At 41.3% G+C, this 19,790-nt stretch carries 21 protein-coding genes; 5 read left to right on the forward strand and 16 right to left on the reverse strand.

Annotated features, from left to right (window positions below; translation table 11 throughout):
* Window positions 1-222: 222 nt before the first annotated feature.
* Genes AC58UU_RS25750 through AC58UU_RS25760 form a run of 3 tightly spaced genes read right to left on the reverse strand, consistent with a single transcriptional unit; the run spans window position 223 to window position 3,871 of the window.
* Window positions 223-1,320, reverse strand: a complete 1,098-nt coding sequence (locus AC58UU_RS25750) for a GerAB/ArcD/ProY family transporter (RefSeq protein WP_497319924.1) — start codon at window positions 1,318-1,320, stop codon at window positions 223-225.
* Window positions 1,304-2,374: a Ger(x)C family spore germination protein gene (locus tag AC58UU_RS25755; protein WP_497319925.1), complete on the reverse strand. Its 1,071-nt coding sequence runs from the start codon at window positions 2,372-2,374 to the stop codon at window positions 1,304-1,306. The genes AC58UU_RS25750 and AC58UU_RS25755 overlap by 17 nt, the downstream gene beginning before the upstream one ends.
* A 24-nt stretch (window positions 2,375-2,398) precedes the next feature.
* Window positions 2,399-3,871 carry a spore germination protein gene (locus AC58UU_RS25760; RefSeq protein ID WP_497320075.1) on the reverse strand — a complete coding sequence of 491 codons (1,473 nt, stop codon included), beginning with the start codon at window positions 3,869-3,871 and terminating at the stop codon, window positions 2,399-2,401.
* A gap of 384 nt (window positions 3,872-4,255) precedes the next feature.
* Between AC58UU_RS25760 and AC58UU_RS25765 the strand changes: the two genes are divergently transcribed.
* On the forward strand, window positions 4,256-4,612 hold the full coding sequence (locus AC58UU_RS25765) for a group I truncated hemoglobin (RefSeq protein ID WP_497319926.1): 357 nt from the start codon (window positions 4,256-4,258) through the stop codon (window positions 4,610-4,612).
* Between the two features lie 540 nt (window positions 4,613-5,152).
* Here AC58UU_RS25765 and AC58UU_RS25770 read toward each other — a convergent pair.
* Window positions 5,153-5,524, reverse strand: coding sequence for an iron chaperone (locus AC58UU_RS25770; protein ID WP_497319927.1), 372 nt, complete (start codon window positions 5,522-5,524; stop codon window positions 5,153-5,155).
* A 562-nt stretch (window positions 5,525-6,086) separates the two neighbouring features.
* Here AC58UU_RS25770 and cysT point away from each other — a divergent pair.
* From cysT to AC58UU_RS25790, 4 genes are read left to right on the forward strand one after another with little or no spacing between them, the layout of a single operon-like run.
* Entirely contained in the window at window positions 6,087-6,893 is an 807-nt protein-coding gene (gene cysT, locus AC58UU_RS25775; RefSeq protein ID WP_497319929.1) for a sulfate ABC transporter permease subunit CysT, read from the forward strand.
* Complete coding sequence (locus tag AC58UU_RS25780; RefSeq protein WP_307442198.1) at window positions 6,890-7,696, forward strand: sulfate ABC transporter permease subunit; 807 nt, start codon at window positions 6,890-6,892, stop codon at window positions 7,694-7,696. Before cysT ends, AC58UU_RS25780 begins: the two co-directional genes overlap by 4 nt.
* Window positions 7,697-7,710: 14 nt before the next feature.
* The gene (locus tag AC58UU_RS25785) at window positions 7,711-8,796 is read left to right on the forward strand and encodes an ABC transporter ATP-binding protein (RefSeq protein WP_497319930.1); all 1,086 of its coding nucleotides are present in this window, start codon (window positions 7,711-7,713) and stop codon (window positions 8,794-8,796) included.
* A 34-nt stretch (window positions 8,797-8,830) separates the two neighbouring features.
* Window positions 8,831-9,934: a sulfate ABC transporter substrate-binding protein gene (locus AC58UU_RS25790; RefSeq protein WP_497319932.1), complete on the forward strand. Its 1,104-nt coding sequence runs from the start codon at window positions 8,831-8,833 to the stop codon at window positions 9,932-9,934.
* Window positions 9,935-10,009: 75 nt separating this feature from the next.
* Here the strand turns inward: AC58UU_RS25790 and AC58UU_RS25795 are convergent, their stop codons facing one another.
* The 12 genes from AC58UU_RS25795 to AC58UU_RS25850 all read right to left on the reverse strand — a co-directional run bounded on the left by AC58UU_RS25795 (window position 10,010) and on the right by AC58UU_RS25850 (window position 19,789).
* Complete coding sequence (locus tag AC58UU_RS25795; protein WP_497319933.1) at window positions 10,010-10,804, reverse strand: TIGR00266 family protein; 795 nt, start codon at window positions 10,802-10,804, stop codon at window positions 10,010-10,012.
* 112 nt (window positions 10,805-10,916) lie between these two features.
* Entirely contained in the window at window positions 10,917-11,360 is a 444-nt protein-coding gene (locus AC58UU_RS25800; protein WP_497319934.1) for a sugar phosphate isomerase/epimerase family protein, read from the reverse strand.
* Window positions 11,288-11,707, reverse strand: a complete 420-nt coding sequence (locus AC58UU_RS25805; protein WP_497319935.1) for a hypothetical protein — start codon at window positions 11,705-11,707, stop codon at window positions 11,288-11,290. Before AC58UU_RS25805 ends, AC58UU_RS25800 begins: the two co-directional genes overlap by 73 nt.
* Before the next feature lie 30 nt (window positions 11,708-11,737).
* Window positions 11,738-12,106, reverse strand: a complete 369-nt coding sequence (locus AC58UU_RS25810; protein ID WP_497319936.1) for an NUDIX hydrolase — start codon at window positions 12,104-12,106, stop codon at window positions 11,738-11,740.
* Window positions 12,107-12,300: 194 nt separating this feature from the next.
* Complete coding sequence (locus tag AC58UU_RS25815; protein WP_497319938.1) at window positions 12,301-13,179, reverse strand: class I SAM-dependent methyltransferase; 879 nt, start codon at window positions 13,177-13,179, stop codon at window positions 12,301-12,303.
* Window positions 13,180-13,213: 34 nt separating this feature from the next.
* Entirely contained in the window at window positions 13,214-13,771 is a 558-nt protein-coding gene (locus AC58UU_RS25820) for a hypothetical protein (protein WP_497319940.1), read from the reverse strand.
* A 9-nt stretch (window positions 13,772-13,780) separates the two neighbouring features.
* Window positions 13,781-14,260: an NUDIX hydrolase gene (locus AC58UU_RS25825; RefSeq protein WP_497319942.1), complete on the reverse strand. Its 480-nt coding sequence runs from the start codon at window positions 14,258-14,260 to the stop codon at window positions 13,781-13,783.
* Between the two features lie 24 nt (window positions 14,261-14,284).
* Window positions 14,285-15,097 (reverse strand): class I SAM-dependent methyltransferase, encoded by an 813-nt coding sequence (locus AC58UU_RS25830; protein ID WP_497319944.1) that lies wholly within the window; start codon window positions 15,095-15,097, stop codon window positions 14,285-14,287.
* Between the two features lie 279 nt (window positions 15,098-15,376).
* The gene (locus AC58UU_RS25835) at window positions 15,377-15,865 is read right to left on the reverse strand and encodes a DinB family protein (protein ID WP_497319945.1); all 489 of its coding nucleotides are present in this window, start codon (window positions 15,863-15,865) and stop codon (window positions 15,377-15,379) included.
* Between the two features lie 148 nt (window positions 15,866-16,013).
* Window positions 16,014-16,496: an acyl-CoA thioesterase gene (locus AC58UU_RS25840; protein WP_029195928.1), complete on the reverse strand. Its 483-nt coding sequence runs from the start codon at window positions 16,494-16,496 to the stop codon at window positions 16,014-16,016.
* Window positions 16,497-16,539: 43 nt separating this feature from the next.
* A complete protein-coding gene (gene purT / locus AC58UU_RS25845; protein WP_497319947.1) occupies window positions 16,540-17,718 on the reverse strand; it encodes a formate-dependent phosphoribosylglycinamide formyltransferase in 1,179 nt (392 codons plus the stop codon).
* A 148-nt stretch (window positions 17,719-17,866) separates the two neighbouring features.
* A complete protein-coding gene (locus AC58UU_RS25850; protein WP_497319949.1) occupies window positions 17,867-19,789 on the reverse strand; it encodes a nitric oxide reductase activation protein NorD in 1,923 nt (640 codons plus the stop codon).
* Window position 19,790 lies beyond the last annotated feature (1 nt).

Here is a 19,790-nt window from a genome sequence, read left to right on the forward strand (position 1 = left end):
CGTATGACCATGTCACAAAAAGGCCTTGAATCTCAGCTCACGTTGAAATTCAAGGCCTTTTTAAAAGCGATTTAATATTGAGTTAAGCACGAGGAGCATTTTCAAAATGATTCCCTACCGCATTTACCATTTCTACTTTACCCATTATACGTAATGGACCGTTATCAATTACTTTTATCGTTACATCGAACATAAAGAGTTACCTTTTCCATATCGATGCACTTATTGGTAAGCACTCGATTTTTTTGCAAATATTTTTGTGACGATCAAGTAAATGATAAATATCGATGGAATGTAAGCAAAAAGAAAATAAAATCCGACTTCGGAAACAAACCTTCCTAATTCATCCACCTTTATTCGATCGTTAAACTGAATAATAACAATGAAGAAGGCTATTAGGATCAATGGCAACGAGATACGGGGTTTGAGCTGCGTTATTCTTTTCATAATTCTCGTACAGCACCATATAGAGATACAAAGCGACGGGATGATAACTATCATCAAGCTAACAGCAAATATATACTCAATTCTTTCCAGGAAATCAAATTCAATAATTTTTGTCTCTACTAAAACAGGGTATAGCGTGTGCATTAGCAGACCATGACTAAAATACATGAGAGTTGTAACTACTATTGTTGTATATTGTAGGGTAGTAAGAAGTAAGCCGAAATGGGCCCATTTTGCATTTTTTTCAGGTGATTTTAGAAAAGGGAAGTAAATAAGCATAGTTTCAAATCCCATAAACATGCCGCAAGAAGTTTTAAAGGATTTGAACAAATCATGAACGGTATGATTCCATACAGGTAACAAATAAGTGAAAATTCCATATCGAGTGGGAAAAATATTGAGGATAACTAATATGATTGACATTATAACCGCGAAAAAAGCAAATCCGGTTAAAACTCTGAATCCTCCGGATATGAGATAATATATCATTATAATAAGTATGACACCCAATTCCCATGTTTTAAGAGACGGAAATACCCATACTTGAAGAATTTCAATGTAAGATCGAAAGACGGACAAAGCTAACATGAAAAAATACGCTATCAAGAGTAGCGAAACAGCATTTCCCAAGAAGCTGCCGAAAATCATTCGATGCAAGTCAATCACGTCTTTAGATGGATTTCCCAGCATCTTGTAAATCATCCAAATAATAATATGAAGGCTTATTCCCATGAAGAGAACCGATATCCATGTATCTTGCTCCGCATCTTTAAACAATATATTTTGAATAAATCCATTTCCAGCCTGGGCATTTACTAAGAAAAATGCGAACCATCCGGAAATCAAGTAATTCTCCTTAACTCTTTGCTGCACTAATGCCAACTCCCGACTGTCGAATAATGATCTCTGTATCCACTTCAAATTTGATTTTCGGGTAGGATGTATGACTAAATTCCTGCTGATTCCATTTTTTTTCCTTACTTCTGTATAGCTCTCCAAAGCCAATTGGATCGATATTGTTATTCTGAAATTTTTCTAACATCGTTGTAATCTCTTTTGAAAAATGATTTTCGATTTGTTTCTTTAGTTCAAGCAGATCGCTCTTGTCGACTGAGCTTTTATTCGGAATTTCTCTAAGATCTATAATTAACTTAAGAAAAATGACAGCTTTGTCATTCTGTTGCAGCGACACTTTTCGTTCTTCGTGCAATATTTGAAAAAAAATTTTCCCCTTCTGTTCCGATGTAAATTCATAGAAGCTGGATATGGTTCTAGACTTATCTTTGAGAATTTTTAGAAAAAACGCTTCTTTGTTGGTTAACAATAAATGTAATTTATCTCCTTTAAAGACACCGATCCCCTCCAAATGGAATGTGCCTTTTTCATCTTTATTCAACATGGGAAGATACACATCTTGACCTTCTCCAAAATATTGATCAAGCAATAGATGGGTATTTGTCGAAGGGATATTCCCATACTCCATGTTTTGTTTGACTAAATCTGATAAATAGTAGGGCGGATATTTTAAAGTCTCGGACAAAATCTCATTTGTCTCTTGTTTAGTTATAACTACAGTAGCATTACTGCTTACCAAAGGATCTCGTACAAAGCTGCTAGCGAGTTCTTGTAGACCTCTTCTTGCAAACTTTTCGCTAATGACGATTGTTCGCACTTGTCCTATCACAATTGGGTCTTCAGATTGGGTAGTTAAGGCAATATGTACCCCGCCAAAAGTTTGTGATTCGGCGGTTAACACCTGTATACGCGCTTTCTTTCCATAAGAAGAGTAAGAAGCGCTGCACTTAAATGTTTCCCCTTGAATATCGTACCCAATGCTTTGAAGAATTTTAATCTTGTCGATAATTTGTTGTTTTGCGCATCCCGATAATAAGAAGCACAAACAGAGAGCTCGAACATGCATTTTCATTTACGAATGTTCCTTTGCAATGAATTATTCATTATTATAATCGTCTCCAATATCTTTATGCTTTTTAACCTTGTATCTTCTCTGAATGAGTGGACGTAAAAAACGACCTCGACTCCAAGTCAGACTAAAGGAATTGCGTATGATATTTTCTTTAAAATCTTTGCTACGAAAAGGGTACAATGGAACTAGATATGGGGTACCTAGAGATTTCAAGCGCAGCAGATGACCCATAAGAAACACTACGCCGATCATAACGCCTAATAACCCAAAAGCTGCCGCCAAGCCAATCAATGGAAACCTGAGAAAGCGTAACGTGTTGGCCATTTTGAAGATTGGTGTGGTAAAGGATGACAATGCGGAAACAGAAACAACAATAATTAATATATTACTCGTTAAGCCAGCTTGAACCGCTGCCGTACCGAGAACGACGCCGCCGACGATCCCCAAGGTTTGACCAACTTTTGTCGGCAGCCTAGCTCCTGCCTCACGCACTAGCTCAACGGATAGCTCTAATAAAAGTACTTCCAAAAAAGGTATAAAAGGCACATTCGTTCTGGATTCGATAATCGGACCTAATAGGGCTCTTGGTATGACATTATAATGAAAGGTTATTACTGCGACATAGATTGGTGTAGCCAAGATGGAGTATGCAACTCCCAAATAACGAATAATACGCAAAAAAGAACCCAAAACCCACGGCAAATAAAAATCCTCTGGTGAATAGAAAAAATCAAACACGGTGGTGGGACCGGAAATGACATAGGGTGAACCGTTGCTTAAGATAGCCACTTGCCCTAAAAGTAGGCTAGCCTTTATCCGATCCACGCGTTCAGTTGACATAAATAAAGGGAAAGGCGTATTTGAGTTGTCGGAAATGATCTGGTCGAGAGTAGCAGAATCAAAGACCACATCAAAATCAAAATCCATAAGTCTCTGCCTTAATGTATTTACATGCTCAGGGTTGGCTATTCCATCGATATAGGCTATCACTACTCTAGTCTTGGAAAGAGACCCGGATGTGTGTTCCTCAAATATTAGTTTTTCAGAAATAATTTCTTTTCTCAGTAAATTGAGATTCGTATCGATAGCTTCGACAAAAGCCACTTTCGGACCGATTACGCTGTATTCATTCTCAGCTAAATTATTGTCACGATAGCCCCTTTTTAGATCTGCAATGTTAACTAATATACCTTCAGATAGATCGGTATCCAATTGAATATAAATGGAACCTTTTATCAAATTTAGAGAAATCTCTTCCAGGTTTGACGACAACTTGATTCCTTCGAGGGGAATCAGGTTATTCAATTCATTCAAATCATTTATTTTAGCATTGGCGCGTTGGATACCTAATAGAAGATCATTGCTGATCTGTTCATGATTTACAATAGAATTATAATAAGAAAAATGAAGTATTGTATTATGGATTGTAATTACAGATTGTATAAAGTCACCCGATTTGGAGGCTTCTTTTAAAGCAGCTTTTAGATTATTCAATATTAGACCACCACCTTGCTAATTTTTCATATTATGCACGAAATACATGTAAATTATGCCAATAAAAAAAGCGGCCGCTGAAGCATCAACAAAAAGGCCATGAATCTCAGCTCACGTTGAAATTCAAGGCCTTTTATTAAATTCTTATATCACCAAATACACTATTTGTCGGAGTCAATGAACGCGCCTCATTTTGTTTTCACTTCCAGTTCTATCAGATTGATGCATTGATTGATGGGCAAGTGGCAGAAATTTTCAATGAAGATAACTACCCTTTCTTATTTGCTCGAGTTTGTTAACTGATATAACTATCCTCTCAATTAAGATCTGAATTAATATACTAATTTATGGTTATAATCAAATAAGAATAATTTCGAGGAGATGCACATGAGCACATTATACGAGAAGTTTGGTGGCGAAGAGACAATCGCTAAAGTGGTAAACTACTTCTATGATTTAGTTTTGGCAGATGATACTGTTAACCACTTTTTTAAAAATACGGATATGGAGAAGCAGCGAAAACATCAAACGAAATTTATTAGCTTTGCGTTAGGTGGACCAAATCAATACTCTGGCGGGGCTATGTCAAAGGTACACGAAGGAATGGATTTACAACCTGCTCACTTCGATGCTATTGTTAAACATCTTCGTTCTGCTCTATTACATTTTGGCGTGAGTGGAGATGATATTAGTAAGGCATTAAATAAGGTAGAATCCTTGCGTGGAGATATCCTGTATAAATAACATCTTTATTTTAATATATTGACAAAAAGCGCCTTAATTCAAGGGCGCTTTTTGTCAACTAATTCATTAAATAAAAGAGAAGCTGCCACGAAGTAAGCTCCCCCGACTATCGTTTCCCGTTAGTCCGGGTTTCGACTTTCAACTCCAAGACCCTATTCGAGCTGCTGTGGGCTTCCAACAGCAAGAACATTATCTGGGGCGGTCATTGCATCTAAATCCGAACGTGACACCCAAAACTGTTGACCGCGTTCCTTTAAGAAATATGAAAAATAATTAATATAGTGTGGATGGAACTCATCGAGCGCTTGTTAGATGTTTCAGCAATGTACGCGTGCCCTGTGACAGATACCTTCAATCTAGATGGATCATGTCCCGCTGCTTCACCCGAACTCTAAAACCGCACCCTTTAAAAAAGGCGCACCCCTTACTTTGACATTCGCCATGTAAAGGCATCCCCAACAAGAGTGTTGGAGCATGTAAAAACGAACCCAAAAGGCCTTAAAACGCAAATATGAGCCTCTAAGGGCTATCCTATTTTTTCTATTTCCGCCAAAAAGTTGAGCAGTCTGCTTTATCCAAAATATTGAACTCGATCATTTTCTCAAGTAATGAGAAATCAACCGGACTATCCCACTGGATACGTACCAATTCCTTGCTGTGATCATAGCCAGCCTGCACAATTTCATCAGAAAAATGATTAATCCCTGCCCTTTCAGGGGCAACAGCCAAATGATGTTTGGCTACGCTAAAGCCAATAATAAATGTGCCGTGATCAGTAAACATAGGCTGATTCCACGCAATTTTTGGCATTAAATTTGGAAATTCCTTAGTTACCCAACCCAAAATTCCTTCCGTTCGGGCCCGATGTTGCGGGTTATCAATACGCGCTAAATATTTTACAAAAACTTCCATGTTGTTCCCTCCTAACATATAAATTATGTCATTCAGAGAAGTTCCTTAAACCCATTCGTCGTTAAAAATCCTCACAGAACCGCTAAGACACTTGCCCCTTCGAAGTCAGCAAATAAAGTGGCGTTAGAAAACGGAAAAGACTCCCGATTCATGCCTTAAAGTGCTAAGCAAGAATGGAGTCTCCAGTCATCTGGTCGAATCTTTTATTTAATTTAACAATTAATACCCGTTTACTTGGTTTTTAAGCAGCGTCACTGACTTTTTCTGCATACTAAAAGACTATTCCACAGAAGAATTGTTATTTTCAGAGGGCGATTATTCATTCTGAAATATTCCTTCATTCATATGCTTGTCTTTTAACATCATAAAGCCATGTGCTAAAACCTTATTTTAGTCGTACAAATCATGCAATATCACTTGTGAATATACTTATTAGAAAAATATTTCATCTTTCTTGCATAAAAATCAGATTAGGCGTATTGACAAATTAGAACAATCGTTGGTATAGTCAATTTATTATTCCGAGTAAATAGCTATGATTAATGACATTAGGTGGTGTAATGTGAGTAATAAGGTATTTAAGGCTACGGTTCGATCTGTGCTTATTGGCTATTTGATTGTACTTCTTGTCATCCCAATAGGTTCCATCTATTTGAAAGGATTTTCATTAGGATGGGATCCATTTTGGAAAGAGGTTACAGGACCATTAGCCTGGAAGTCCATTTTGCTAACCATTAAGCTCAGCGTTGTATCAACCATCATTCAAGCGATTGTAGGTACCATCATTGCTTATGTCCTCGTCCGTTATTCCTTCCGCGGCAAAAGCATTTTAAACAGCATGGTAGATCTTCCCTTCTCGCTTCCGACTTCCGTAGCTGGTTTAATGTTCCTAACCCTGTTAGGACCTTCAAGTCCATTAGGTGTCTGGCTCGACCATTTGGGAATTAAGCTGCTTTATAATCAAACGGCTATCGTGATCGGCCTTGTATTTGTTACCTTCCCTTTTGTTATTCGAACTGTTCAACCTTTACTTGAACAAATCGATCCAGCAGAAGAACAAGCCAGCTTTACGCTTGGCGCGGGTAGATTTTACACCTTCTTTCGAATCATTTTCCCAGCCATTTTCCCAGGTATCATCGCCGGCAGCATGCTAGCCTTTTCTCGATCACTTGCCGAATTTGGAGCCATCTCCCTTATATCAGGCAATTTGCCCGGTAAAACGATGGTAGCATCGGTCTATATATATGGTGAAACACAGAACTTTAATCCCGAAGGCGCAGCAGCTATCTCTCTCGTGCTCCTTACATTGTCCGTCCTTATTCTCTGGATCATCAATGTATTGACACGCGGAAAGGGGCGCTTAGCATGAGAAAAGTATTGATCAGTATTTCGTTTCTCGTTATTTTTTTGCTTATTATGTTACCTTTTCTTGGAATTACCTTTGGTGCTTTTGAAGAAGGCCCGCAAGCTTTTTTCGACGCTCTTGTACGACCTGAAGCCCTTCATGCCATGAAAATTTCTTTAATTATCGTAGTGATTGTAACCATCCTTAATGCCATTGTCGGCATTTACGTATCCTTAGAAATTGTCAGAGGTTCTTGGATCTCTCGCTGGTTGAAACCTGTCATCAATGCACTTATTGATCTGCCATTTGCTGTATCTCCTATCATTGTTGGTTTAATGGTTATTTTGATCTTTGGTCCAAACACGGCATTTGGCACCTTCATGGAAGATCATAATATGAAAATTGTCTATGCTGTACCCGGCATGGTCTTAGCAACGATGTTCATTACATTCCCTTTAATGGTACGTGAAGTGGTGCCTTTACTTGAAGAGATTGGTACACAGTCGGAAGAAGCTTCTGCTACTTTAGGGGCTGGCGCCTGGCGTACATTCATTCAAATTACATGGCCAGGTATTCGTTGGGGAGTGCTGTATGGTCTCATCCTAACGATCGCAAGAGCACTTGGTGAGTTTGGATCAATCCTAGTCGTGTCTGGCAATATCATTAATCAAACGCAAACTGCTACAACACTTGTTTATCAAGATGCCGAACAATTCCACCTCGTGGCAGCGAACAGTGTTGCTTTCGTCTTAGGTCTCGTATCGATTTCTATTTTATTAGCACTTGAGTGGTTGAAAAGAAGAAGTGAAAAATTGAGAAGCCATTAAGGAGGAGCCCCAGCATGCATATCGAAGTCAAAAACCTAAATAAACATTTCGGGCAGTTTCATGCCATCAAGGACGTTAATTTCAGCATTACGAAAGGTCATCTGGTAGGTTTGATCGGGCCAAGCGGAGGCGGTAAAACGTCCATTCTTCGCATGTTATCGGGATTAGAAAGCCCAACCTCTGGCGATATTTACTTCGACGGGAAACTAGCAACTCATCTTCCGGTTCAAGAAAGAGGAATTGGCTTCGTGTTTCAAAGCTATGCCCTCTTCAAGCATATGACCGTATTTGAAAATGTGGCCTATGGCTTAAAGGTTCTGAAAAAGCCAAAGGATTTCATTCAAGATCGCGTTACTTACCTTCTAGGTTTGATGGGGCTTGCGGGTAGTGAGCGTAAGTACCCGCATCAGCTCTCTGGCGGTCAACGCCAACGGGTTGCCTTCGCAAGAGCATTAGCACCCGAACCTCAACTGCTCTTGCTTGATGAACCTTTTGCAGCCATTGATGCTAAAATTCGTAAAGAGCTGCGTGTTTGGCTCAGAAACCTCATTGATGAGTTTAAAGTAACAACCCTATTCGTCACCCATGATCAGGATGAAGCCATTGAGGTTGCCGACGAAATCATTCTTGTTCAAGGAGGAAAAATTGAGCAGCAAGGAAGTCCTTGGGAGATTTACACGAAGCCCGCTTCCTCTTTTGTGGCCTCGTTTATTGGAGAATCCAACATCATTTCGCAATATACCCCACTAATCGGGTTTCCTTACTTAGAAGAATTGCAGAACGATGGTAAATGGCTTCCAGACGTTAACGTGATGATTCGACCAGAATCAATTGAAGTTCGCAATCATGATGTTTCTCATCTCGCTACAGCTGGGGAAAAAGGGAAAGTAACACATGCTCATTTCCGAGGAGATTCCTGGTATTTGGAAATTGATACAGGCGCTGTCAAGCTTTTTGCTTATCAGTCTGTGAAGGAAAAGATTTACCAACCTGGAGATGAGGTAAATATCCTCATCCATCACATATCCGTATTTACGAAAACTGACAATAAGTTGATTGAAAATCAGGCTAAACAAGATCCGCTGCCTGTTTTTATATAAAAATTTCTATACATTAAAAGGGGAGTTGTAAACCATGAAAAATTTCAAAACGCTTGGCTTAATCACTGCAACACTATTCACAGCAAGTATCGCCCTTACAGCTTGCGGTACTGGCACGAAATCTGCAAGTACACCTGCGGCATCAACAGCTGTTGCAACAACCGCGGCAAGCGCTTCTCCAAAGGTTGAAGGCGGCAAAGTGACAATTACACTTGGAGCTTATTCAGTCGTCAAAGAATCTTTCGATCTCATTATTCCAAAATTTAAAGATCAATGGAAAAAGAAAACAGGTCAAACTGTTGAATTCCAAGAATCCTATGTGGCTTCTGGTGCGCAAGCTACTGCCATTATCCAAGGTTTTGAAGCTGACATCGCTCCACTTTCTTTGGAAGGTGATATTCAAAAGATCGCTGAAAAAGGCTTAATTACGCACGACTGGAAAAACAATCCTTACAAAGGTAATATCACAGCTTCAATTGCAGCAATTGGTGTTCGTGAAGGTAATCCTAAAGGAATTAAAGACTGGGCTGATTTGACGAAACCAGGTGTTGAAGTTTTGATTCCTAATCCGAGCACTTCCGGCGGAGCCAAATGGGATATTAATGCCATCTACGGCGCAGGCCTGAAAGCTTCCGAAGCTGCAGGCAAAAAAGACCCTGCTGCAGCAAAAGATCTCGTAAGCAAAGTATACAAAAACATTAAAGTATTGGATAAAAGTGGAGCAGATTCCCTTACTACCTTCGATAAAGGTGTTGGCGATGCGATCGTAACTTATGAAAATGAGCTTCTAGCTCGTATTCAATCCGGTAAAAAGTATGTAGAAGTCATTCCACAATACACAACATCCATTGAGAATCCAGTTGCCCTTATTGATAAATACGTAGACAAACATGGTAATCGTGAAGTAGCGCAAGCGTTCCTAGACTTCTTATATACGCCTGAAGCACAAACCGTATTCGCAGAAAAGGGCTTCCGTTCCGTTCTACCTGAAGTTGCTAAGAAATACGAGAAAAACTATACTACGCCTGCTGGCTTATTCAACATTGAATACCTCGGCGGTTGGGATAAAGTGAACAAAGAGCTTTATGGCAAAGGCGCTATCTGGGAAACCATCCTTGCAGAAGGTGGAACCAAGTAGTAACAAAAGAAAAGCCCGGTGCGAATGTGCAATTCGCTTTCGGGCTTTTTTTGTTATACGTTATGAGTGCAATCCTTATTTTCCGTCTCCATCAAGCAAATTACCAAGACCGCCTAAGATGCTTCCCTCTTCTTTCCTTCCTCCCACTCTTGATGCTGAAGCCATACGGTCAGCCAGCCTGCTGAACGGCAAGGATTGAATCCATACGCGCCCAGGTCCGCGTAACGTAGCGAAGAATAAGCCTTCACCGCCGAATAATGCAGTTTTAACACCTTTGACCATCTCAATGTCGTAATCTACTTCTTGTGTCATAGCCACAAGGCAACCCGTATCCACGCGAATCACTTCTCCTTGGCGGAGCACACGTTCACAGATGGAGCCACCCGCATGAACAAAAGCCAACCCATCGCCTTCAATCTTCTGCATGATAAAGCCTTCACCACCGAAGAATCCAGCCCCTAGCTTACGCTGAAAAGCAATACCTACCGAAACACCTTTCGCTGCGCATAGGAAGGAATCTTTTTGACAAATTAACTTTCCACCGAGTTCTTGCAAATCCATGGCAATGATTTTCCCAGGATAAGGTGCAGCAAAATTAACTTGTTCTTTACCATGTGAGTTGTGATTCGTAAAAACCGTCATGAACAAGCTTTCACCCGTTAATAATCGTTTACCAGCTCCAAGCAATTTGCCCATGAACCCTTTATTATCACTGCTTCCGTCTCCAAAGACAGTCTCCATCTGGATGTTTTGATCCATCATCATCATACTACCGGCTTCAGCTACCACACTTTCACCCGGATCCAACTCGATTTCTACATACTGCATTTCACTTCCTAAAATACGATAATCAATTTCATGTGCGTTCATTACCTTCTTACCTCCTATTTGTTTTCCGTAAGGATATCAACATAAATTAAGCCATTTTTAGATGTTATACGATGTATTTGAGGGTTGGTTTCCTTAATTGTCATCTCTGTCTTCAATTAAACTGATAATTTTTCTTTAATTGTTCAATTGATTCTCTTAAAGATGCACTTGTCTTTACTTCAATCACAACGGACAAGCCATGATTTTCGGCAAAAAGAAGCCGATCATTTATTGGAACATTACCGCTATATAAGGGCTGATGGTCTGATTTATCATTGTAATCATGGAGATGCATATGCTTAATGCGATCAGTAAATTCGCGGAATACAACCTCTTCCTTAAAGTTAACTTTAGAATCGTGCCCTACATCCCAAGTGAGGTAAAAGTTTTCGAACTTCGCTAACATCTCGAGAGCTCTTCTGATGAACGGAACATGAAAATTGCATGTATTCTCTATCGACAAAACAACATTTAAAGAATTAGCTAGCTGATAGAGTTGTGAATATGATTCAAAGAGTAATTTATTAAATTCTGATTCGTATTGTTCATAATCCACATTCTCTCGTGGGGTAGCGTAAAGTAAATACCATTATTTAAATGCATATTCAGAGTTTGTATCCCTGCCCTACTAGCCCATTCAATTGTTTCTTTACATCTCTGTAAATGTCCTAGTCTTATTGGAGGATGAAACGATGATAAATCAATTTCTTCTGGTAAATGAACAGTAAATTCAATGCCATATTCGTTCTTAATATGCCTTATTTCCTGATGACTTAAATTCTCTGGTAAACATATCGGAAGATTCATATTTAGTTCAATGAAATCAAGACCTAATTCTTTACACAGGTCAACATTCTGTTCAATTGTTTTAAATTCTATTAAAGTTGGCATTCCTAATTGCAATTTGGATTACCTCCTTTTCCTTCGATATTGTTAAAGAATGATCTTATTATCCATAACCTTATTATGTAGTTCAATTATTGGTTTTGTGTAGCTATCAAATGTAAAATCATCACTTAGTTCTATCCATGCTATATCAATTAGATCACTATTATATTCTTTCGTATTATCAAGATTCATCTCCCCACCTATGATCTGAGCTCTAAATGTGTACTTGTTATTACTGCTATATAAAAGCTCTTCGATCTTAATATCAAATCCTGTTTCTTCTTTCGTTTCTCTTATACATGCTTGCTCTGGTGTTTCATTTTCCTCTATACCGCCTCCTGGGAAATTCCATACAATATCGCCTCTTTGAACATATTGTTTTACCATAAGTACTTTATTGTCTTGTATAATCAAAGCTTGTGAAATCAATTTCGGTCACCCATCTTCTCTGAGGTAGCTTATTATCACAAATGTACTATATAAAACAAAAAATGGAAACGAAGATTTCGTGTCCATTAATTAAATTATTCTATTATTCGGATTTTATAAGGGTGACGTGAATATTCGAAGCCACCTCTTCTTTAAACAATTCCAGAGAATGTATTCCTCTATCTCTTCACAGTACCAAATGTAATTTTCATATTTGGTGCATATGTTAAGTAAGAATTATCATCGAATTCCTTTGAAAATAGTAATTCAGCTTCATATTGATTCATCGCCTCATTAAACATTAATCCGCGATTCACTAATCTATGAAGAAATTCCTCTTTCTCTCCAGGTAACTCCCCTAATCCCTCTTCCCTCAAAGAGTTATAAAGACTTTGCTTACTTAGCAAGTCCATATTCTGATCCAAGAAATTAACCTTATCACTTACTCTACACTCAACGTTCTTCAAACCTAATTGACTGAGATAGATCGGTAATTTGATTCCAATATTTCCGTCCTTACCCTTGTGTTTAAAATCTCCCTCGTACAATTTCTGCAAAATACCCAATTTAATCACTTTTGACTGCTCCAGTTCATCAAGGCAGTAGTTTGACATGTTAGCAATCCAATGTGGTTCAAAGCAAATGACCATGCCATCATCTAAAACACAATCAATCATCTTCTGAAGTACTTTCTTCGAATCAGACATATGTAATAAAAAAGCATGGCATATAGCTATGTCATACTTTCTGTTTATTGTAACTTCTTCAATGTCACTCACGAAAAATTCTGATGGATAAGGCTGATTTTGAAAGACTTCCCTCGCCGTATTAATGAGTTCATTACCCTTGTCAATTCCCGTATAGGTTGATCCCTCGGGTAAAAGCGGTAACAGTTTAAGCCCCAAATATCCAAAACCACAACCATAATCGATGATGTTCACCGGTTTTACGATCTTCCAAACAGTCTTCACTAAAAATTCTAAATAATCATCATTGTAATAAAGTCCTCGCGTATTTCTTAAATATTCAATCTTGTTATCCCAGTAATATTCGGACATTTAAAGCTCCTTCTTTATTATGACTTTAGGTGGGCTAACGCCTTGATTTAACTTGTCTGTAAACTAAAAGAATTATAACAAGCACAAGTAGTACCCCACTTAAATACATATACGTCCCAATGCTTCCTTCCTTTTCGTTTTCAATTGTAATATTATTTTTGACCTCTATTTCTTGACCTAATAAGCCTAGTTCACTCTTGGCTTTCTGATATTCCGTATTTCCTGTGCAAAAATTAGTTTCTAATTCACCGTCATTTCCTAAGTATGAATATACCAAATAAGATTCATTACTTTTGAATTTGTATCCACATGACGCACCATCACCATCATAACTATAAATTGAAATATTTTTAGTTATTTGTCCTTTCCAAGCATTATTTACCTCAAAGGTATACTTCCTAAGTTTTCCTATATCACTGTTCTTAGTTCCGCCAACTTCTATTACACGCCCAGTAAAAACGGCATCTGATCGTTCTAACTTTTCAGTAATGCTGCCACCTACACAACTACATGCATACACTTCATTATCTGTAAGATTTATTCCTGTAGTGATTATGAATAATGCAAAAAGTGTTACTAATATTTTTCTCATTTTTGGCTCCTAGTCGTTGAAGCTGCTAATCTTTGCTTTAGACTTACAATCTTTTAAAAAGGTATTTATTATTGGTTTATCTGGAGGACTAATATTGTTAGGTATCTCATCTAATTCAAAAAATCTAATTTCTGCTACTTCCGACTCATCGTGATTGATAACTCCATCAAATTCTTTACACATATAAGCAGCTACTACATTATAGACCTCATCACCGTGAGGATATTTGTAATACAGGTCTTGACCTGAAAATACATCTAATAATTCAAGCTTCTTAGCTTGTAAACCGGTTTCTTCAAATAACTCTCTTCTTGCTACCTGTTCCATTGTTTCCCCAGGCTCTAAGGATCCTCCTGGCAATCCCCACATGCCATTATCAGTTCTTCGCTCAAATAAAATGGAATTATTATGAATAACAACGACACAAGCACCGGCCATAATCAAAGGTCTTGTTCCAACGTTCTTTCTTAAGTCCATTATGTAACCCATAGTTATATCACTCCTCGAGATTATCTATTTTCTTCGACCGATATACAATAAATGTGAAGACACTCCTAATATGTGAGGATTCTCAGATTCTTTGTAAATCATATTCATTACTTCTTGAAATTCTTCTTCGCCACGAGAACGCCAATATTCAAATTGCTCTGACTTAAATGAACCAGCTATACTAGATGACCCAATCAATTTGAGGCTTTCAAATCCATGAGATTCCATGAAAGGATTAATGTCTTCTATATTAAAATAATACGCCCCTGTGAATCTTCCTTCGTCCTTATGATTAAATATACCGGTTTCTAAAAATGAGTTTATATCCTCAATGTTGTCATTCGGTTTCCAATGTTCAGGGAATAATAAGGAAGTCGTTAGATGCCGTATCCTTGTCATAAATGCGACAAATACAATACCATCCCGCTTAGTAACTCGATGCAATTCTTGTACGGCAGAATCCCGATCTGCTTGCGTTTGTAAATGATATAAAGGCCCCAACATTAAAGATGCATCAAATTGCTCATCATTGAAAATGTCTAAATTTCTTGCATCAGCAATATGAAAACCTTTGAAAAATTCCTCTAACTTCAATTCGACTGCCTTCTCACCAGCTACTTCCACTAATCTCGGGGTAAGATCCGTTAGTGTAACATAATAACCACATTTCGCTAATTCAACTGAGTATTTACCCGGTCCAGCTCCGTTATCTAGGATGTGCCCTTTCTGCGGTAGCAAACTCCTTATATGGTGCCAGTTAACTATAAATTCAATAGGTTCTCTATCAAGACGGCCCCACTCGTCAAATCTATTATAATAATTAATCACTTTATCCATGCATATCCTCTCCTTCATAAGTTTTTTAATAGACAGAGGAACTCTTTCATTCAAAAAATGTTGGATTATCACTCCTTCTTTAATTCAATAAAATTCCAAAATATCCCTCTATTTCTTACAAAGTCAAAATAAAAAAGAGACAGCACCCAATGGAGTATCTGTCCAATAGATTCTCCAGCCATTAAAATGGTTGGTACGGCAATCATCCTGATAACTCAAATTTGTGCGCAAAAAAGCGCACGTTACCTAAGTAACATGCGCTTTTTACTTTTACGTTGACTATGAATCTCGTAATAAAATTTTATAAAGTTTAATGACACTTATATGCATGCCTTCATGATACAAATTAAAACTAAGAAACTGTTCTGGCGTTTCCAAGGTCATTCCGGCTGAAGTTGTGTACGGTGGATCAATTTTCTCCCCTAAGCGATGACCGAGCACATCACGTATCCGCTCTTGCTGATCTTTCAGCAAGTTCTCCAACTCTTGCAAAGTAGGAACGGCAGCGGAATTGGGCCTGTTTAAAGGCATGGTACCATACTCGAACTGTTCCTTGAACCCTTCTGGCAAACGAAGCGGAAGTCCCATGTATTGAAATGCGAACCGTTCAAGCACGACATAGACGTGCCCCAACTGCCAACGAATCGTATTTCGAAAGCCATCGGGAATTCGGTCAGCTGTTTCTTCGGTAACTCCATCCATCAATTTTAAGGTTTGGCCCCTCACGAAAGCCAGCTGTTTGAACAAATAGTGTTCTATCGTCCTCACTCCTTCAAATCATTGTTTATGGCATATTATACCATAATATCGAGCGATGGCTAAGGAATCGAAAGTTATTTCCTCCCAAATATAATAAAAGGACAGTTCCTAGTAAGGAACTGCCCGACTCTTCAGGGGAAACAATTTTCAAAAAAGACTACATGTTCAAATTACGCTCTTCTTTGCGCAGCTTTCGCGCGGCAAATCGAGTTTCGGCTGTTTCGAACAGGCGTTTTTCTTCATCCGTTTCAGGGATGATTTCTGGCACCGGACATGGTTGTCCGTTATCATCTAGCGCCACGAAGGTTAGGTAGGCCGTCGCAGTACGCTTCTTTTCGCCTGTCAGAAGGTTCTCCGACTCGATTTTCACATAAACCTCCATCGAACTTCGATGTGTCCACGTAACAAAGGCCTCCAACTGAATAGCCTCTCCTAGTTTGACAGGGGCGAAGAAGTCTAAGCTATCGCTAGATGCTGTCACGACACCTCTGCGTGAATGACGCATTGAGGCAATCGTTGCTACCTTATCTATATATTGCATCACGCGGCCGCCAAACACGGTATTGTGATAATTCGTGTCTGCCGGCAAAATGATTTCTGTCAAAACGGTTCGGGAGAGTCTTGCTGGTTTAGCTTCCATTGTGCTTGCCTCCTGATGATGACTTGACTTGGGTAACCTAATCTTATTCGTAGTTGAGTTTAAGCAATCCAGCCGCTTGCTTCGCAAGGCTTCGCGCTTCCTCTACCGTATCTGCACTACTCAGCGCAACTGCCATGCGGCGTCCCACTTTCGTCTCCGGCTTACCAAAGACGCGAACCTGTGTATTGGGTACGGATAAAGCTTGCTCTAAACCGCTAATTGTATACTCTACCTGTTCACGATCCGCTTTAAGGGTATAGCTAGCACCTGGCGTCAAAAGACGAATACCTGTGATTGGCAGTCCCAGAATCGCTCTAGCATGCAGGGCGAACTCGCTCAAATCCTGAGTTGCCATCGTGACCATGCCTGTATCATGCGGTCGTGGTGAAACTTCACTGAAATATACGCCTTCCTTGGTCAGGAACAGCTCAACCCCATAAAGCCCGAAGCCTCCGAGTGCGTCCGTAATGGTTTTGGCCATGTGCTGGGCGTCTGAAATTTGCTGCTCCGTCATCGCATGAGGCTGCCACGATTCGATGTAATCTCCATCTTTTTGAATGTGACCAATCGGCTCACAATACGTAGTACCTGAAACTGAACGAACAGTCAACAATGTAATTTCAGATTCAAAATGAATGAATTCTTCCACAATCACACGAGCGTTTTTCGCGCGGCCACCTTCCATGGCGATGTTCCACGATTGTTCCACATTCTCAGGTGTGCGGCATACACTTTGACCTTTACCCGAGGAGCTCATGATCGGCTTAATAACACATGGTGTACCAATCTCCGTAACAGCAGCATGTAATTCTTCTAGGCTATTTGCAAAAGCATACTTCGCTGTTCGCAGCTCCAGTGTTTCTGAAGCAAGGCGGCGAATCCCCTCTCGGTCCATCGTCAAACGGGAAGCTGTAGCCGTAGGAATGACACGATAGCCCTCCTTCTCAAGCTCCACAAGAACAGGCGTAGCGATGGCTTCAATTTCAGGTACGATAAGATCCGGACGTTCTTGCTCAATCAAAGCTCTAAGCTGCTCCCCATCGAGCATATTAATGACATGGCTGCGATGTGCCACTTGCATAGCTGGTGCATTCGCGTAACGGTCAACGGCGATGGTTTCAATCCCTAGGCGCTGCGCTTCGATAACAACTTCTTTCCCAAGTTCTCCGGATCCAAGCAGCATAATTTTCTTGGCTTTGTTCGATAATGGTGCTCCGTACATGAAATGATATCCCCCTTATGTTAGGTCGAAATAAGCTAATAATTGGTTGACATGTATGTAAGTAAAGAAAAAGATAATGGCGATAAGCAGGGCAATTCATCCGCATTGAAGATAAAAATACCCTGATCTATTGTAAAGGATTTCGACATTAAAAGATAGATTTAAGCAGAAGTTTGCGCAAAATGGGCACCAACTGTTCGGCGAGCTCCTCCACATTGGGGACGACAATGCTGCTGCGCCCATACATGTTGCGCATTGCAATCCGTTCCGTTTCGTGGACAGCGCCACTTGCCAGAAAAATGCTGATGACCTCAATACCTTGACGACGAGCGTGAAGCACGGCTTCATAGGTGTCGAGGATACCGACATCATTGTAATTGGCTGCCGAAGGCTCGCCATCCGAGAACACCAAGAGGATGCGCTGCCGTTCTGTGCGCCGCAGCAGCCGCTCCGTCATGTGACGAATCGCGAAGCCGTCGCGGTTGTCCTGCTGCGGCTCAAGCTGCAGCAGAGCCGCGCCGCTTCCGGACGCTAAGGAGGAGCCGAAGTCGACCGCAACCTGGAACAGGTTCGGCGCTTCCTTCTCCGTGACGCGGTCCGCGTCCTCCCAGAATCCCACGATTTCGTGCGGGATTCGTAAGGATCGGAGGGTCTCGTGGAAGAGCACGAGACCGAGCTTGGTTTCGTCCATTTTGTCATACATGGACGCCGAGCAGTCGACGAGCAGCGCAAACGCCGCGTCGAGCTGGGGTACTGGCGCGCGCTTCTTATAGAAGAGGCGCGGCATCTCTTGCGTTACGGCTCGCGTTAGCCGCTTGTCGAGCCGCCCGAACAACCGATCGCCATGCGGGGCGATCCGTTTTTGCTCCAGCGTACGCCGAATGGCACGCTGCAAAGGCTTCGCGAGCGGCGCCGCGCGCTCGCTCAGGCGCCTGTACCCGGCCTCCTGCGCAGCAGTCGGCCGTTCAGGCGCCAGCCACGTCGCCGTCGCATACGCGGCGACAGCGCCCTCCCCGTGCCCCGCGACAGCGGGCACGGCTACGCCCTCGCGCCGCTCGCCGGCGGCGGCGCCAGTGCGCTTTGCGCGCACCGAGCGCCCTTGGGCGATGGCGAGCGCCTGGTCGGCCGCGTCGCCCTCGCGGGGCGCAGACCCCTGCGCGGCTGTGCGCGAGCCGCGCTCCAGCTCGAACCGCAGCAGCCCCGGGCTGCGGTCGCTGCTCTCGCGGTGCCAGGTCGGCATGCGCTCCTGGCCTGGCAGTTGACGCTCCCCCTCTTGTTCGGGGAGCACATCATCATTGGCGAGCCGCTTCATACGCTTCAGCTCTCCCTTATAACCTGCAGGCAGCGGCTCTGCCACTCCGCTGCCCGGCTGAATCCAGAAATAGGCGGCTGTCGCATCTCTGTCTAGCCAATAAGACAGCGAGTCCAACATCGCCTCGCAGCAAGCGGCAACCTCGGCTGTATGTGCGGCTTCCTCAATCTGCTCCAAAATCGGATACAGCTGAGCTAACCGGCCAGAAAGTCCAGCACCAGCATCACCCAAGCCAGCATGCCATTCCAAACCAGTAAACCAACCATATACCAATAAAAGAACAGCGTCTGCCAACTCGCCTTTACTTAGGTGTGTCCGCAGCTTATGTTGAAAATAGACCCTCAATATGCGATGCCGATGTGCGAATACGCGTGCAGTCCCCGGTCTGCGAGCTCGACAAATACGCTCTAACCGCATATCCTCACATAGAGCAAAGAGTGAATTAGCCAGCTTCGGGAAACTCGCACTTTGGCAAAAGTGTAGATACGACTTAACCGCGTCAGCCCCTGTGAACCAAGCACTACCGATACCGCGCAGGTAAACATCACTCTTCATTCCTGCCGTTTTATCAGCAAGAGGATAATCCCGCCAAAACTGACTCACCATTATACGAGCGGATGCTTCCTCGAAGTCAGCATGGAAAGCCGCTTCCACTTCAAGTTCTTTGCGCTTGGTGAACATCCTTGCCAAATCAACAAGCTGCATTTGGAGCATCGCATCGATTTTATCCTCTAATAAGCTTAGCTTTCCTACAAACATA

This window comes from Paenibacillus sp. JT22N1 (genome assembly GCF_059692155.1).

Coding starts and splice junctions, on each gene's coding strand:
- AC58UU_RS25755 (WP_497319925.1), bottom strand. CDS start 2,374: ATGAAAATGCATGTTCGAGCTCTCTGTTTGTGCTTCTTATTATCGGGA.
- AC58UU_RS25765 (WP_497319926.1), top strand. CDS start 4,256: ATGAGCACATTATACGAGAAGTTTGGTGGCGAAGAGACAATCGCTAAA.
- AC58UU_RS25770 (WP_497319927.1), bottom strand. CDS start 5,524: ATGGAAGTTTTTGTAAAATATTTAGCGCGTATTGATAACCCGCAACAT.
- AC58UU_RS25780 (WP_307442198.1), top strand. CDS start 6,890: ATGAGAAAAGTATTGATCAGTATTTCGTTTCTCGTTATTTTTTTGCTT.
- AC58UU_RS25785 (WP_497319930.1), top strand. CDS start 7,711: ATGCATATCGAAGTCAAAAACCTAAATAAACATTTCGGGCAGTTTCAT.
- AC58UU_RS25790 (WP_497319932.1), top strand. CDS start 8,831: ATGAAAAATTTCAAAACGCTTGGCTTAATCACTGCAACACTATTCACA.
- AC58UU_RS25795 (WP_497319933.1), bottom strand. CDS start 10,804: ATGAACGCACATGAAATTGATTATCGTATTTTAGGAAGTGAAATGCAG.
- AC58UU_RS25815 (WP_497319938.1), bottom strand. CDS start 13,179: ATGTCCGAATATTACTGGGATAACAAGATTGAATATTTAAGAAATACG.
- AC58UU_RS25820 (WP_497319940.1), bottom strand. CDS start 13,771: ATGAGAAAAATATTAGTAACACTTTTTGCATTATTCATAATCACTACA.
- AC58UU_RS25825 (WP_497319942.1), bottom strand. CDS start 14,260: ATGGGTTACATAATGGACTTAAGAAAGAACGTTGGAACAAGACCTTTG.
- AC58UU_RS25830 (WP_497319944.1), bottom strand. CDS start 15,097: ATGGATAAAGTGATTAATTATTATAATAGATTTGACGAGTGGGGCCGT.
- AC58UU_RS25840 (WP_029195928.1), bottom strand. CDS start 16,496: ATGGAAGCTAAACCAGCAAGACTCTCCCGAACCGTTTTGACAGAAATC.
- purT (WP_497319947.1), bottom strand. CDS start 17,718: ATGTACGGAGCACCATTATCGAACAAAGCCAAGAAAATTATGCTGCTT.
- AC58UU_RS25850 (WP_497319949.1), bottom strand. CDS start 19,789: ATGTTTGTAGGAAAGCTAAGCTTATTAGAGGATAAAATCGATGCGATG.